13 protein-coding genes are annotated in these 14,001 nt (G+C 61.3%); 6 read left to right on the plus strand and 7 right to left on the minus strand.

Annotation, left to right across the window (positions count from 1 at the left end; genetic code table 11):
• Positions 1-4 precede the first annotated feature (4 nt).
• The 5 genes from QWJ46_RS01025 to ureG all read left to right on the plus strand — a co-directional run bounded on the left by QWJ46_RS01025 (position 5) and on the right by ureG (position 3,952).
• Complete coding sequence (locus QWJ46_RS01025) at positions 5-676, plus strand: TIGR02117 family protein (RefSeq protein WP_302748684.1); 672 nt, start codon at positions 5-7, stop codon at positions 674-676.
• A 330-nt stretch (positions 677-1,006) separates the two neighbouring features.
• Positions 1,007-1,870 carry a GGDEF domain-containing protein gene (locus QWJ46_RS01030; RefSeq protein WP_184453712.1) on the plus strand — a complete coding sequence of 288 codons (864 nt, stop codon included), beginning with the start codon at positions 1,007-1,009 and terminating at the stop codon, positions 1,868-1,870.
• Between the two features lie 88 nt (positions 1,871-1,958).
• Positions 1,959-2,573: an urease accessory protein UreE gene (gene ureE / locus QWJ46_RS01035; RefSeq protein WP_184453714.1), complete on the plus strand. Its 615-nt coding sequence runs from the start codon at positions 1,959-1,961 to the stop codon at positions 2,571-2,573.
• A 6-nt stretch (positions 2,574-2,579) separates the two neighbouring features.
• Complete coding sequence (locus tag QWJ46_RS01040; RefSeq protein ID WP_184453715.1) at positions 2,580-3,251, plus strand: urease accessory protein UreF; 672 nt, start codon at positions 2,580-2,582, stop codon at positions 3,249-3,251.
• A gap of 89 nt (positions 3,252-3,340) precedes the next feature.
• Positions 3,341-3,952, plus strand: a complete 612-nt coding sequence (gene ureG / locus QWJ46_RS01045; protein ID WP_184453717.1) for an urease accessory protein UreG — start codon at positions 3,341-3,343, stop codon at positions 3,950-3,952.
• 112 nt (positions 3,953-4,064) lie between these two features.
• On the opposite strand, the gene QWJ46_RS01050 is transcribed toward ureG, so the two are convergent.
• The 7 genes from QWJ46_RS01050 to QWJ46_RS01080 all read right to left on the minus strand — a co-directional run bounded on the left by QWJ46_RS01050 (position 4,065) and on the right by QWJ46_RS01080 (position 13,442).
• Positions 4,065-7,385: an efflux RND transporter permease subunit gene (locus QWJ46_RS01050; RefSeq protein WP_302748685.1), complete on the minus strand. Its 3,321-nt coding sequence runs from the start codon at positions 7,383-7,385 to the stop codon at positions 4,065-4,067.
• Between the two features lie 12 nt (positions 7,386-7,397).
• A complete protein-coding gene (locus tag QWJ46_RS01055) occupies positions 7,398-8,588 on the minus strand; it encodes an efflux RND transporter periplasmic adaptor subunit (protein ID WP_302748686.1) in 1,191 nt (396 codons plus the stop codon).
• Between the two features lie 395 nt (positions 8,589-8,983).
• Complete coding sequence (locus QWJ46_RS01060; RefSeq protein WP_184453723.1) at positions 8,984-9,955, minus strand: ABC transporter substrate-binding protein; 972 nt, start codon at positions 9,953-9,955, stop codon at positions 8,984-8,986.
• A 59-nt stretch (positions 9,956-10,014) separates the two neighbouring features.
• Positions 10,015-11,142, minus strand: coding sequence for an ABC transporter permease (locus QWJ46_RS01065; protein ID WP_184453725.1), 1,128 nt, complete (start codon positions 11,140-11,142; stop codon positions 10,015-10,017).
• Positions 11,139-12,068, minus strand: coding sequence for an ABC transporter permease (locus QWJ46_RS01070; RefSeq protein WP_302748687.1), 930 nt, complete (start codon positions 12,066-12,068; stop codon positions 11,139-11,141). The genes QWJ46_RS01065 and QWJ46_RS01070 overlap by 4 nt, the downstream gene beginning before the upstream one ends.
• Positions 12,065-12,445: an endonuclease domain-containing protein gene (locus QWJ46_RS01075; RefSeq protein ID WP_302748688.1), complete on the minus strand. Its 381-nt coding sequence runs from the start codon at positions 12,443-12,445 to the stop codon at positions 12,065-12,067. The genes QWJ46_RS01070 and QWJ46_RS01075 overlap by 4 nt, the downstream gene beginning before the upstream one ends.
• A 211-nt stretch (positions 12,446-12,656) precedes the next feature.
• On the minus strand, positions 12,657-13,442 hold the full coding sequence (locus QWJ46_RS01080; RefSeq protein WP_085779168.1) for an ABC transporter ATP-binding protein: 786 nt from the start codon (positions 13,440-13,442) through the stop codon (positions 12,657-12,659).
• Between the two features lie 94 nt (positions 13,443-13,536).
• Here QWJ46_RS01080 and QWJ46_RS01085 point away from each other — a divergent pair, with 94 nt between their 5' ends.
• On the plus strand, positions 13,537-13,950 hold the full coding sequence (locus QWJ46_RS01085) for a cupin domain-containing protein (protein WP_184453733.1): 414 nt from the start codon (positions 13,537-13,539) through the stop codon (positions 13,948-13,950).
• The last annotated feature ends 51 nt before the right edge of the window (positions 13,951-14,001 follow it).

The raw sequence follows: 14,001 nt of genomic DNA on the forward strand, positions 1-14,001 counted from the left end.
GCTGATGAGGATGGGCATCCGCTGGCTGTTGCAGGCCCTATTCCTGCTTCTGATTCTGGCAGCGGGCGGGACCTTCATTCCCCGGCCGCTGATTGCTCCGGTCAAGGCGTCGTCCGCGATGCCACCCCACCAGGTGCTTCTGCTGTCGGGACCGATCCATACCGATATTGCCAATCCGCTCGATGAGGAGACGCGGGCGGCCTTTTCCTTCCTCGATGATCCCGATTTTCCGCTCGGCCACCCGAATGCGGAATGGCTCGTGGTCGGCTGGGGCGGTCGCGCCTTCTATCTGGAAACACCGACCTGGGCTGAGCTGAAGCCGCTGCCGGTGCTACGGGCGCTGACGATCGACCGTTCGGTGCTGCATGTTGATCTCGCCGGCCATATTGCCGAGCCGCAGCCTGATGTTACCGCATTCGATATTGGTGATGATGAATTGACGCGGCTGCGCCAATTCATTGCGGACAGCTTCGTCCGCAATGCGGGCGAGATCGCGCCGATCCCGGATGCGGGTTACAGGGAGATCGATCGGTTTTTCGAAGCCAAGGGATACTTCAACGCCCTCTTCGGCTGCAACACCTGGACTGCCGCTGCGCTCCGTTCGGCGGGGCTTCGGACAGGCTTATGGAACCCGCTTCCACAATCATTGCGATTGTCTGTTGGTGTCTACAATTGACGCATTCGCCGGGCCGTCCTCGCTTAAACGAAATTGTGAACGGAACTCTCCGTTCGGTTGTAGAAATCAGTGGGAAAACCTGCGTTTTCTCCGATTAGACCATTCTGGAACAGCCCGGCGGTAGGGCCTGAGAAAGCTATTATATATCAGTCCATTAGGTGCTTGCATGCCTTGTTCTATTCAGGGATTGGAGACTTGCAGCCCATGCTAGAAAAAATCTCTCCAGCGAATCGTCTGAAATCGTTCAAATTTTAGCGAGTCGATTAAGACACCCGCAGCAATTGGGCTCTTATCAATGCCTTGAAACGCCGGGCAGGAAGGTCGATTCTCATGAGAAACTGGATGTCGCTGCAGGCCGATTTTGGCGATTTTCACTATCGCAGGCATGTCTACGTCTTTGCGTTGAAGATGAGCTTTCTTGCCGTCATTTTCTCCGGCGTCATCACCGCGCTGACGATACCGCCACTCGGTTTTCTCGGGCTGCTGCCGGTGACCCTTTCGCACGCGATCGGCTTCGGCGCCATTTTTTCCTGGCTTGTCGGCGGCACGGTTTCCGGAATGCTGTCGCTGGCCACAGGCTTCACCATGCATGAGCTGACGCTATCGCGGGCGAAGTTCGAAAAGCTCAGCCGCACGGATACCCTCTCCGGCCTGTTGAACCGGCGCGCCTTCACCGAGGCGCTGGATCGGATCGAAGGCGACGCCTCGCTCGTCATTTTCGACGTCGACCGTTTCAAGGCGATCAACGATCGCTTCGGCCATGCCTGCGGCGATGCGGTTATCACGGCGGTCTCGGCGGTGCTGATCACCGCCTTCGACGAATCGTCCGTCGTTGCGCGCCTCGGTGGCGAGGAATTCGGCGTCATCGTCTCCGGCGAACCGCTGGAGAAACGCTTGGAGCGGATCCAGGCCGTGCAGGCCGATATCGCTGGCAGGCCGCTCGTGGCAGATGGAAACCATATTGCCATCACCATTTCCGGCGGCGTGGCCGATCTCATTCCTGGGCGCAACAAACAGCAGGTCTACGCCTCGGCCGACCGGGCGCTTTATCTCGCCAAGGCGCTCGGACGCAATCGCGTCGTGCACGAGCGGGAGGGGCTGCATCATGCCTGGCATGGGCTTGCCGAGGCTGGTCCCGACGCCGAGGGCAGGGGGCTGGGCAGCGACAACGTGATGCAGGCGTGCGGAATATAAAAGCCGGTCTTCCAAACGAAAGGCCATTGGTGCTTGCATCGGGAAAGGCTATTTTGCATGGTCGTCGTCTTAACAAAACGGACATATCATGCAGCGCGTCACCTCCTATCTTCCTGCCGGAACCCCTTCCTCCCACCCGACCGCCCAGGTCAAGCTGCCGCATGATCTGCGCCATCTGCGCCGCAAGCTGCTGCATCTGGAAAATGGCGAGATGGTCATGCTCGATCTCAAGGATCCGGTGCTTTTTGCCGATGGCGACCTTCTCGTGCGTGAGGATGGGGAACTGATCGAGATCCTCGCGGCCGACGAGAAGCTCTTTGAAATTCGCGGACGCAACCGCACGCATCTGGTCGAGCTTGCCTGGCATCTCGGCAACCGTCATCTGGCCGCACAGATCGAGGAAGACCGCATCGTCATTCTCCGCGATCATGTTATCCGCTCCATGCTGCAAGGGCTCGGCGCCACCGTCATCGACATCGAGGAGCCCTTCCAGCCGGCGCGGGGAGCCTATCATTCGCACGGCGGACATTCACATGATCACGGGCATGCCCATCATGACCACGGGCACGATCATAACGATGGTCATGACCACAAACATGATCACGGCCATGACCACGTGCATGGACCGGGATGTAATCATGACCATGACCACGGGCGGGATCACGATCACGACCACGGGCATCACGGCCACAAGCACGACTGAGGCTCGATGACCGAGGATTCTGAGCTGCAGGCATTGCTGCGCCTGACGGCATGGCTCTCGCCGGCCTTTCCGATCGGCGGTTTTGCCTATTCCGGCGGTCTGGAGCGTGCGGTGGCTGACGGGCTCGTCACCGATGCCGCCTCGCTTGCTGTCTGGATCGGCACGCTGATCGGCCATGGCTCGGTCTGGAACGATGCCGTGCTTCTGGCTGAGAGCCATAGGTGCCATTCGGAACCAGCGCGCCTTGCCGAGGTCGCCGCACTTGCCGAGGCGCTTGCCGGATCGCGCGAGCGCCATCAGGAAACCACGCTGCTCGGTGAGGCCTTCCTCGCGGCGGCGCGGGCCTGGCCGGACGAGGTTTTCGAAAAGCTGCCTGACAGGGCCGCCTATCCCATCGCAATCGGAGCGGTTGCGGGCGCCCATCGCATAGGGCCCGAGAAGGTGCTCGCGGTCTTCCTGCATGCCTATGCCTCGCAAGCGATCTCAGCAGGCATCCGCCTTGGCGTCGCCGGGCAGGCGAGTGGCGTTGCCATGCTTGCCGCTCTTGAAGAGCATATTGCGGAGGTCGCACGGCGGGCGGCAGGCTCGACGCTCGACGATCTCGGTTCGGCGACGGTTCAGGCCGATATAGCCAGCCTGCGTCACGAAACTCAAACTACGAGGCTTTTCCGCTCGTAGCGGACCAAATTATCCGTGCGACTGCGTCATTTGACGGTGGCGCACGCCGATGGCGTGGCTATCATCGGGATCCTATTGGAGTGAAACACATGAAATCAAGAAACGGACCTTTGCGCGTCGGCATCGGCGGGCCGGTCGGCTCGGGCAAGACGGCGCTGACCGAAAAGCTCTGCAAGGCGATGCGTGACGACTATTCCGTCGCCGTCGTCACCAACGACATCTACACGACCGAGGATGCGGAGGCGCTGGTGCGCATGCAGGCATTGCCTTCGGACCGCATCGTCGGCGTCGAGACCGGTGGCTGCCCGCACACCGCGATCCGCGAGGATGCGACGATCAATCTGCAGGCGATCGCCGGCCTCAACGAGCGGATTCCCGACCTCGACGTCGTCTTCATCGAATCCGGCGGAGACAATCTGGCGGCAACCTTTTCGCCGGATCTCGCCGATATCACTATCTATGTCATCTCCGTCTGCCAGGGCGAGGAAATCCCGCGCAAGGGCGGGCCCGGCATCACCCGCTCCGACCTGCTCGTCATCAACAAGAAGGATCTGGCTCCCTATGTCGGCGCCGATCTGGAGGTGATGGACCGGGATGCGACGCGCATGCGCGCCTCACGCCCCTTCGTCTTCTCCGACATGAAGCGCGGCGACGGCGTCAGCTCGATCGTTAGTTTCTTGAGAGAGCAGGGCGGGCTTTGACGCCAACTCCAGAAGGTTGAGGTTCGCTGGCCGCAGCGAGAACGGCAAAATGAAACGGGCCGGGAGATTGCTCCCGGCCCGTACCGTTTTCCACGCTCTGCTTATTCTGCGCTTATTCCGCCGCAAACGGCGGCAGGCGGAGCACGTTAGTGTCGTTGGCGCCCTTGCGCTTGCTTTCCGGTTTTTCGATCGCCGTGATGCGCCCCTCCAGCGCTTCGATGTCGCTGCGGTTCTCGCGAGTGACGCGGGTGAGATCTTCGCGTGATAGCGGCAGGTCTTCCTGATCCTTCCTGCCGACCAGGCGGCCGAACATCCAGCCGAGCAGGCGGGAGAGATCGTCCATGATCAGGAAGAAGGAAGGTACGACGACGAGCGAAAGCACCGTCGAGACGATGATGCCGCCGATCACCGCGATCGCCATCGGCGCGCGGAACGAGCCGCCTTCGCCGACGCCGAGCGCCGAGGGCAGCATGCCTGCCGACATGGCAATCGAGGTCATGATGATCGGCCGGGCGCGTTTGCGGCCGGCTTCGACCATGGCTTCGACCCGCGTCATGCCCTGATGGCGCATCTCGATCGCGAAATCGACGAGCAGGATGGCATTCTTGGTGACGATACCCATCAGCATCAGAATGCCGATCATCACGGGCATCGACAACGGATTGCTGGTGATGATCAGGGCTGCGGCGACGCCGCCGATGGCGAGCGGCAGCGAGAACAGGATGGTGAAGGGCTGGATCACGTCCTTGAAGAGCAGGATCAGCACCGTCAGCACCAGCAGCAGGCCCATCAACATGGCATTGACGAAGCTCTGCTGCATCTCGGTCTGCACCTTGGTATCGCCACTTTCGGCAAGATGCACCGCCGCCGGGATCTTGGCCTCGTTGACGATCTCCCGGAAACGGGCCGAGGCCGTATCGAGGGCCACGCCCTGCGGCAGGTCGGACCCGATCGAGACGACGCGGTAGCGGTTGTTGCGCTTGATCGAGCTTACGCCTTCGGAATAGTCGATATTGGCGACGCTCGAAAGCGGAACGGTGCCGCCGCTGGCGGTCTGGATCTTCAGCGCCCGGATCGCCGCGAGATCGCGCCGCATGTCGAGCGCCGCCTGTACGCGGATCGGGATCTGGCGATCGTCGAGCGAGATTTTGGCGAGAGCCGCGTCGACATCCCCGATGGTGGCGACGCGGATCGTCTCGGAGATCTGCTGCGGTGTGATGCCCAGGCGGGCGGCCTCGTCCTTGCGCGGGTAGACCTGCAGCTCCGGACGGGGCAGGGCGCCGTCGGCGCTGACATTGGCGAGCAGCGGATCGGCGCGGAGCTTCGATTCCAGAATGCCGACGGCTTCGTTCAGGTCCTTCTCGTTCTTGGAGAGGAAGTTGAAGGAGAGGTCACGTTCGCCGCGGTCGTTCAGCTTCAGGATATGGACGTCCGGAATGTCGCGCAGCTTGGCGAAGACTTCCTTTTCGATATCCCATTGCGGGCGTTCGCGGCCCTGGACTTCTACCTTCGGCAACATCGGCCCAATGGCTGGAATGCGGCCGAATACATCGTTGACCACCTTCTTGACCAGCGACTGGTCGAGCTTGTGAAGCGCCAGTGTGATGGTCGCACGGCGCAGTTCGAGATCACCCTTCGGCGACGCGCCGCCGAGAACGAAGACGCTTTCGACGCCATTGATGTCCTTGACCCTGTCATAGATCGCCTTCGTCGTCTTCTCGGTGTCGTCGAGCCGCGCATTGGGCGGCAGTTCGACGGAGAGAACGATGCGCGAGGCATCTTCCGGCGGCAGGAAGCTGCCCGGAACCTTCATCAGCAGGAAAACGGAACCCACGAGGAAGCCAACCGCAGCTAGCAGGGTCAGATATCGCGAATACTTGTGCCCGGTCGTACCTCGGATCAGGCGCGTATAACCCTTCATCAGCAGACCGTCATTGTCATGATGGTCTTCCATGCCGTCTTCGGCACGCATGAGATAGGCGGCCATCATCGGGGTAATGAGGCGCGCCACCATCAGCGAGAAGAAGACGGAGAAGGCGACGGTCAGGCCGAACTGGATGAAGTACTGGCCCGGAATGCCCGGCATGAAGGAAACCGGCACGAAAACGGCGATGATGGTGAAGGTGGTGGCGATGACGGCGAGGCCGATTTCATCCGCCGCCTCGATCGCCGCCCGATAGGGCGTCTTGCCCATCTTGATATGGCGGGCGATGTTCTCGATTTCCACGATCGCGTCGTCGACCAGGATACCTGTCGCGAGCGTCAAAGCGAGGAAGCTGACGAGGTTCAGCGAGAAGCCCATCATGTCCATGACCCAGAAGGTCGGGATCGCAGAGAGCGGCAGCGCGATGGCCGAGATCAGCGTCGCCCGCCAGTTTCGGAGGAACAGAAGCACGACGATGACGGCGAGTAGGGCGCCTTCCAGCAGCGTGTGGATGGCGGCTTCGTAGTTGCCGTAGGTGAAATAGACCGAATCGTCGATCATTTCGATCTTCACACTCGGATTTTCGCTTCGAACCTTGTCTAGGCTCTGCGCGACCGTCTCGGCGACGCTGACCTCGCTGGCGCCCTTCGAGCGGAAGACGCCGAAGGTGACGACGGGCGTGTCGTTGAAGCGCGAAAAGGATTTCGGCTCCTCATAGGTGTCCTTGATGACGCCGAGATCGGACAGCTTGACGAAGCGTCCGCTCGGCAGCGCAATCGTCGTGTCTGCAAGTTCGGCGACGTTGCGGGCGTCGCCAAGAACGCGGATTGCCTGTTCACTACCCGCCACCTGGCCGCGACCGGAGCCGAGATCGACATTGGTGCCGCGCAGCTGATCGTTCACGCTTGCAGCCGTGATGCCGTAAGCATCGAGTTTGCCGGGCGTGAGTTCGATGCGCACTTCGCGCTCCGCGCCGCCGTAACGATCGACGCGGCCGATGCCGGCCTGGCCCTGCAGGGCGCGCTTGATCGTGTCGTCGACGAACCAGGACAGTTCTTCGAGCGACATGTCGGGTGACGACACGGCGAAGGTCTGGATCGCCTGACCCTCGACATCGACCTTGGTGACGATTGGTGCTTCGGCCGTCGCCGGCAGATCGCTGCGGATGCGGTCGATCGCGTCCTTGACGTCCTGTACGGCCTGTTCCGTCGGCACTTCCATCCGGAACATGACGTTGGTCTGCGAGCTGCCGTCGGTTACCGTCGACTGGATTTCGTCGATACCGGTGATCGAGGCGATCGCGTCTTCGATCTCCTTCGTCACCTGCATTTCGAGTTCGGCCGGAGAAGCGCCGCTTTGCGTGACGCTGATCGAGACGAGCGGTACGTCGATGTTCGGGAAGCGCGTGATCGGCAGCGTGTTGAAGGACTGAATGCCGATGAAGATCAGCAGGCAGAAGGCCAGCAGCGGCGCGATGGGATTTCGAATGGACCAGGCTGAAAAATTCATCGGATGGTCTCTTTAGTTGGAAGCCGAAGGCTGTTCACGCACCGGCGTGATGTGGTCGCCGTCGCGGACATAAGCGCCCGCCTTGGCGACGACCTCGTCGCCGCTCTTCAATCCATTGACGACCTCGACATAGGCGCCGTCCTGGATGCCGGTCTCGATCTTGGCGAATTTCACTACGCCATCTTCGACCTTGCGGGCGGAGGAACCTTCATCGCCGGTGAGCACCGCAGTCAGGGGAAGCGATACGCCCTCGGTTTCGCGGACGATGATCTCGGCGCTGCCATACATGCCGGAACGCGCCTTGCTGTCATCGTCGATGGAGATATGGACGAGGCCGAGGCGGGTCACGGAATCGACGGTGGGTGAAACCAGGCGCACGGCACCGGAAAGCTTTTCGCGGCTGCCGGAAAGGGAAATCGTCGCCTTCTGGCCGGCCATGATCCTGACGATATCGCTTTCGGCGACTTCGGCGACAAGCTCGATATCGCCGTCGCGGATGATGGTGAACAGCGGATCGCCGTTGCCGGCGGCGATCGCGCCGACCTTGGCGTTCTTTGCAGAAACTACGCCGGCAACTGGCGTCTTTACGTCGGTGCGGGCGAGCTTGAGATCGGCGTCGGCGATCTGGCTGTCGAAGACCTTCAGATCGGCTTCGGCGACCCCGATCGCCTGTTCGGCGGATACGACGCGGGCATTGGCGGCAGCGGCGGTTGCATCAGCCTGCTCGACCTGGGCGGTGGAAACCGTCCCCTTCTTGACCATTTCCTGGGCGCGGGCCTGCTGCTGTCTTGCCTGTTCGGCATTGGCCTGCGCCTCGATGAGCTGAGCGCGCAACTGGGCGAGACTGGCCTCGCCCTTGGCCTTCGTCGCCATCATCTGGCTCTTCTCCAGGACCAGCGCATCGTCGTTAAGCGTCGCCAGGGTGCTTTCGGCCTGAACCTTGTCGCCGATATCGGCTTTCAGCGTGCGGATCGAAAGGCCTTCGACCTGCGGCTGGATATAGACTTCCTCGACCGGCTTGACCGTTCCGGTGCCGATGACACGGTCGACAAGAGTGCGATTCACAGCTGTGGTGACGACGATCGCCGGCAGGTTCTGCTGCGGCTTTGCGACCGGCGCCTCCTGCGAAAATGCGGTGGATGCAGCCAGCGCCGCTGCAAAAAGGGTGGATGCGCCTAAAATTCCAGTCGGCTTGCGTGCCATGCGTTTTCGTCCAATCTCGTCATAAGGTTAGCCGAATTCGCGCGTCTGCCATTGAGCTCGCGACCAGGCCACTGCCTTTCCTGCATTCTCAGGGGTATCCACACATCATTTGCCGTCTTCATCCCTCGCCGGCAAATCGGCTTCTAGTTGGTATCGATTTGCTCGATATGCAAGCCCGGCAGAAAACAATTCCCCATGAACCGATAATAATTACCATCAGAACCTGAATCAATCATCGTAGGATTATGCGAACATGACGATGATTGATCCTGCTTCTCCCCTAATGACGTTTGACGTCCGATAAATGCGACAGCTGCAAGGTATTTTTTTAGTGCGGGGAAAAACGGAACGCGCGGGAAATAGTCCCCGCGCGTTTGCCTCAAATGTAGCCGTCCTTACTTGGACGCGGCGTCGGTGATCTCGTGCGTCCAGGCGCCCGATGGCTCCTTGCTGATGATCTTCTGATCGAGCAGCGCCTTTGCCGTGCGGGCATAGAGCGACTCGTCCAGCTTGCCGGAGCCGTCGCCGACCAGCTTGGCAACTTCGCCCATCATCCGCTTCTGGTGGTTTTCGTCCTGGCCGCCATTGTCCACGACGATCTCTGCCGCCTCATCCGGGTTCTCGGTCGCATATTTCCAGCCCTTCATCGAGGCGCGGACGAACTTGACCATCTTCTCCTTGAAGGCCGGGTCCTTCAGCTTGTCTTCCATGGCGTAGAGGCCGTCCTCGAGAAGGTCGTTGCCCATTTGCGTATAATTGAAGACCGTCAGTTCCTCCGGCTTGAAGCCGGCATCGATCGCCTGCCAGTATTCGTTGTAGGTCATGACGGAGATGCAGTCGGCCTGCTTCTGGACGAGCGGCTGCACGTCGAAGCTCTGCTTCAGCACGGTGACGCCGTTCGGACCGCCTTCGGTGGAGAGGCCCAGCTTGTTCATCCAGGCGAAGAACGGATATTCGTTGCCGAAGAACCAGACACCGAGCGTGTGGCCCTTGAAATCGGCCTCGGTTTTAACAGGACCGTCCTTACGGCAGATCATTTCCAGGCCGGACTTCTGATAGGGCTGGGCGATGTTGATCAGCGGAACGCCCTTTTCGCGGGCAACCAAGGCGCCGCCCATCCAGTCGACGATGACATCGGCGCCGCCGCCGGCGATTACCTGCTCAGGCGCGATATCGGGGCCGCCCGGCTTGATGTCGACGTCGAGACCTTCTTCCTTGTAGAAACCCTTCTCCTTGGCGACGTAATAACCGGCGAACTGGCTCTGCGTGACCCATTTCAGCTGCAGCACCACCTTGTCGGCGGCCATCGCATGAGCAGCGGCCAGCGTCATGGCGCTTGCCATCATTGCAACCATCAACTTTTTCATTTTCTTGTCCTTACCCTCTGAAGTTATGCCCAGACCCCATTTGCGAAGCCTGCGCGCGCCTAGCCACCACGGATAGACGGATGCCAGAATGTCACCGCCCGTTCGGTCAGGGCGATGATGCCATAGAAGATCGAGCCGGCCAGCGCCGCGATGGCGATTTCCGCCCAGACCATGTCGACATTCATGCGACCGATCTCGGTCGAGATGCGGAAGCCCATGCCGACGATCGGCGTCCCGAAGAATTCCGCAACGATGGCACCAATCAGCGCCAGCGTCGAGTTGATCTTCAGTGCGTTGAAAATGAAGGGCATGGCCGCCGGAAGCTTGAGCTTGAACAGCGTCTGCCAGTCGCTTGAGGCATAGGTGCGCATCAGGTCGCGCTCCATGCCGCCGGAGGCGGAAAGGCCTGCGACGGTGTTCACCAGCATTGGGAAGAAGGTCATGATGATGACGACGGCGGCTTTCGACGGCCAGTCGAAGCCGAACCACATGACCATGACGGGAGCGATGCCGATGATCGGCAGGGCTGACACCATGTTGCCGATCGGCAGGAGGCCGCGGCGCAGGAAGGCGATGCGGTCGGCCAGCACCGCGACGGCGAAGCCGCTCAGACAGCCGACGATATAACCGATCAGCACTGCCTTGAAGATCGTCTGCCTGACGTCGTCGCCGAGGATGGGCAGAGAGACCATGATGCGGGAGCCGATGGCGCTCGGCGGCGGCAGCAGGATGAACGGAATGCCGGCGCCGCGCGTGATCGCCTCCCAGAGGATGAGAATCCAGGCGCCGAAAATCGCCGGAATCAGCAATTCGAGCAGCGATGCACCGAAAGCGGCGGCAGGCTTCACTTTCGAAAGTTCGGTGACGCATCGCCAGGCGAGCAGCCAGGCGGCGAAGAGCAGCAGGAAGTAGGCTCGGGTTGCCGTGCCCTCGTTGCCGGAAAGGGCGGCAAGCAGCAGCCAGGCGGCGCCATGCGCGCCGATGAACAGCACGGTGGCGCGATAGGCTGGCGATTGCGGCGCAAAGGACAGGAGAGCAGCCGCGGCGATGACGATGAAGATAAGGCTCGCGGTGCCATCGGTTAGCGGACGCGCTGCGCCGTCGGCCAGAAGGGGTAGGGTTGCCAGCGCCGCGACGCAGAAAAGAAGAGCGGCCGCGCCTTGCCAGGAGAAGGTCAGACGTCTCATGCCGGTCTCCCGCCCATGGCGCGGTCGACGATCTTGCCCGCAACGCCGACAATCGCGACCAGGACGCCTGCAAGCAGCGAGCCGGCGACAAGCGCCGCCCAAATATCGATCGTCTGGCTGTAATAGGAGCCGGCGAGAAGCTTCGAACCAATGCCGGCAACCGCGCCCGTCGGCAATTCGCCGACGATGGCGCCGACGAGGCTTGCGGCGATCGCGACCTTCATCGAGGTGAAAAGGAAGGGGATCGAGGCAGGAACGCGCAATTTCCAAAAGGTCTGCATCGGACTGGCATTATAGGTGCGCATGAGGTCGAGATAGAGGATTTCGGGTGACCGCAGCCCCTTCACCATGCCGACGGCGACGGGAAAGAAGGAGAGGTAGGTGGAGATCAGCGCCTTGGAGACGAGGCGGGAGGCGTCCGAATCGAGATTCAGCAGATGCGCCAGCGCATTGTCGCCGGTCAGCACGTTGTAGGAGATGATGACGATCATCGGCGCGATGGCGAGGATCGGTATCGTCTGGCTTGCCACTAGCCAGGGCATCAGCGAGCGGTCCATGGCGCGGTTATGCACGATCAGCACGGCGAGAAGAATGCCGAGCAGCATGCCGAAACCGAAGCCGAGCAGGGTGGAGGAGAGTGTTACCCAGCTGTGATAGACGAGGCTGCGGCTGCTCGAAAGGCTGCGCAGGAAGGTGTTCTCGTAGACATTCTGCGCCACCTGATGCGGCGCCGGCAGGATCGGCTTCGGCTGCGCCAGCGTCTTGCCGATGAATTCCATCGTGGTCGGCGTGACGCCGGCGCGGCTGTCCATGTCGCGCTGGAACGGCGCGTTCATGAGAATGGCGGCGACATACCAGATGGCGATGAGGGCGAGCAGGATGGTGGTGACGGGGACGATCTTGTCCTTGAGGGTGTCTGACTTCATGCGGCACGCTCCTTCAAGAATGGAGCGGCATGTTTCTCGATGGTGATGAATACGTAGTCAGGTCCATCAAGCACTTGGGCATTATCGAAGCGGAGCACTTTGAAACCTTGGTCGCGCAGGAATGCATTTCGGGCCAGATCGTGGCGCCGGCCAGCGGCGGTCTCGTGACTGTCGCCATCAACCTCGACGATGATGCGTGCCGACAGCCAAGCGAAATCAGCGATATAGGGACCGATCGGCGTTTCTCGTCGGAACCTGGCACCGCAGGGTCTGAGATCGCGAAGCATGTCCCACATGGCTGCCTCTGCCTTTGTCAGTTCGCGGCGGAGGCGTTTTGCCGTTTCGCGGGTTTTAGGGGTGATGTTGGAATGTGGCATCTAAACCCCTCCCATGCCGTTTGAGGCAAAAACCCCTCCCCAACCCCTCCCCACAAGGGGGAGGGGCAAGCCTGCGGCCCGCTTTGTCTTCCATGGCAAGATCACAGCTTGTTGTAGCGTTGCGTCAGAAGACGAGGGATTGCTGCGAGCGCCAAAGCCCCTCCCCCTTGTGGGGAGGGGTTGGGGAGGGGTCTTTTCCAACAACTCGCGCCTAAACCTCATGGCTATGCCCCGTCCTCAGCCCCTCGCGGACGCGGTGGGCGATTTCCAGGAACTCCGGCGTGTCGCGGATGTCGAGCGGGCGTTCGGCCGGAAGCGTGGAGTCGATCACGTCGGTGACGCGGCCGGGGCGCGGCGACATCACCACGATCTTGGTCGAGAGGTAGACCGCCTCGGGGATGGAGTGGGTGACGAAGCAGATCGTCTTGTTGGTGCGGGCCCAGAGTTTCAGCAGCTCTTCGTTCAGATGGTCGCGGACGATCTCGTCAAGCGCGCCGAAGGGCTCGTCCATCAATAGCAGGTCGGCGTCGAAGGCGAGCGCGCGGGCGATCGAGGCGCGTTGCTGCATGCCGCCGGAAAGCTGCCAGGGGAATTTCTTCTCGAAGCCGGAAAGACCGACGAGATCGAGCGCCTCGGCGATGCGCCTCGTCCGATCGGCGCCGCGGTAGCCCATGATCTCCAAGGGCAAGGCAATATTGTTCTCGATGGTGCGCCAGGGATAGAGCGCCGGCGCCTGAAAGACGTAGCCGTAGGCGCGGGCTTTGCGCGCCTCCGCCGGCGTCATGCCGTTGATCGAGATTTCGCCCGAGGTGCTCCTTTCGAGATCGGCGATGACGCGGAGGAAAGTCGTCTTGCCGCAGCCGGACGGGCCGATGAAAGAGACGAAATCGCCCTTGCGGACATCGAGATTGACATCGCTCAGCGCCCGCACCGGGCCGTCATTCGCCTGGTAGGTGAGACAGAGGTCCTTGGCGGATACGACGGAGGGTGCTTGCATCAATGCGACCGATCTTGTTTTCCCCGCTTGACGGCGGTTTGCATGTTACCATCGCTGCCGGCTTTGCCGGCGGCGCAATTCTTGGAGGAAGAAAATGGACGCGACATCAAAACCCACCTGCCACATCGTTCGTCCCAAGCACGCCTATGACGGCAAGCAGGGGCTCAGCTATTTCGAAGGGATAGCGGCCGAGACTGTCGGCGCCACGGGCATCTGCATGCACCTCCTGACGATCCCGCCCGGCGTGCGTGCCAAGGCGCACCTGCACGAGGCGCATGAGACGGCGATCTACGTGCTCTCCGGCGAGGCTCATACCTGGTACGGCGACCAACTGGAGAATCACGTCATCACCCATGCCGGCGAGCTCTTCTACATCCCGGCCGGCGTGCCGCATATGCCTGCGAACCTCAGCAGCACGCCCTGCACGGCGGTCATTGCGCGCACCGATCCGCACGAGCAGGAAAGCGTCGTGCTTCTGCCGGAGCTGGACGCGTTGGTGCCGGCGTGAGGTCATCCGCATGGAGGCGTCGTTCCCCGGTTGATGGCCGTATCGTCATGC

The sequence above is a fragment of the Rhizobium sp. CBN3 genome (assembly GCF_030518245.1).
Classification (GTDB): Bacteria; Pseudomonadota; Alphaproteobacteria; order Rhizobiales; family Rhizobiaceae; genus Rhizobium; species Rhizobium aethiopicum_A.

Coding starts and splice junctions, on each gene's coding strand:
- QWJ46_RS01025 (WP_302748684.1), top strand. CDS start 5: ATGAGGATGGGCATCCGCTGGCTGTTGCAGGCCCTATTCCTGCTTCTG.
- QWJ46_RS01030 (WP_184453712.1), top strand. CDS start 1,007: ATGAGAAACTGGATGTCGCTGCAGGCCGATTTTGGCGATTTTCACTAT.
- ureE (WP_184453714.1), top strand. CDS start 1,959: ATGCAGCGCGTCACCTCCTATCTTCCTGCCGGAACCCCTTCCTCCCAC.
- QWJ46_RS01040 (WP_184453715.1), top strand. CDS start 2,580: ATGACCGAGGATTCTGAGCTGCAGGCATTGCTGCGCCTGACGGCATGG.
- ureG (WP_184453717.1), top strand. CDS start 3,341: ATGAAATCAAGAAACGGACCTTTGCGCGTCGGCATCGGCGGGCCGGTC.
- QWJ46_RS01050 (WP_302748685.1), bottom strand. CDS start 7,385: ATGAATTTTTCAGCCTGGTCCATTCGAAATCCCATCGCGCCGCTGCTG.
- QWJ46_RS01055 (WP_302748686.1), bottom strand. CDS start 8,588: ATGGCACGCAAGCCGACTGGAATTTTAGGCGCATCCACCCTTTTTGCA.
- QWJ46_RS01060 (WP_184453723.1), bottom strand. CDS start 9,955: ATGAAAAAGTTGATGGTTGCAATGATGGCAAGCGCCATGACGCTGGCC.
- QWJ46_RS01065 (WP_184453725.1), bottom strand. CDS start 11,142: ATGAGACGTCTGACCTTCTCCTGGCAAGGCGCGGCCGCTCTTCTTTTC.
- QWJ46_RS01070 (WP_302748687.1), bottom strand. CDS start 12,068: ATGAAGTCAGACACCCTCAAGGACAAGATCGTCCCCGTCACCACCATC.
- QWJ46_RS01075 (WP_302748688.1), bottom strand. CDS start 12,445: ATGCCACATTCCAACATCACCCCTAAAACCCGCGAAACGGCAAAACGC.
- QWJ46_RS01080 (WP_085779168.1), bottom strand. CDS start 13,442: ATGCAAGCACCCTCCGTCGTATCCGCCAAGGACCTCTGTCTCACCTAC.
- QWJ46_RS01085 (WP_184453733.1), top strand. CDS start 13,537: ATGGACGCGACATCAAAACCCACCTGCCACATCGTTCGTCCCAAGCAC.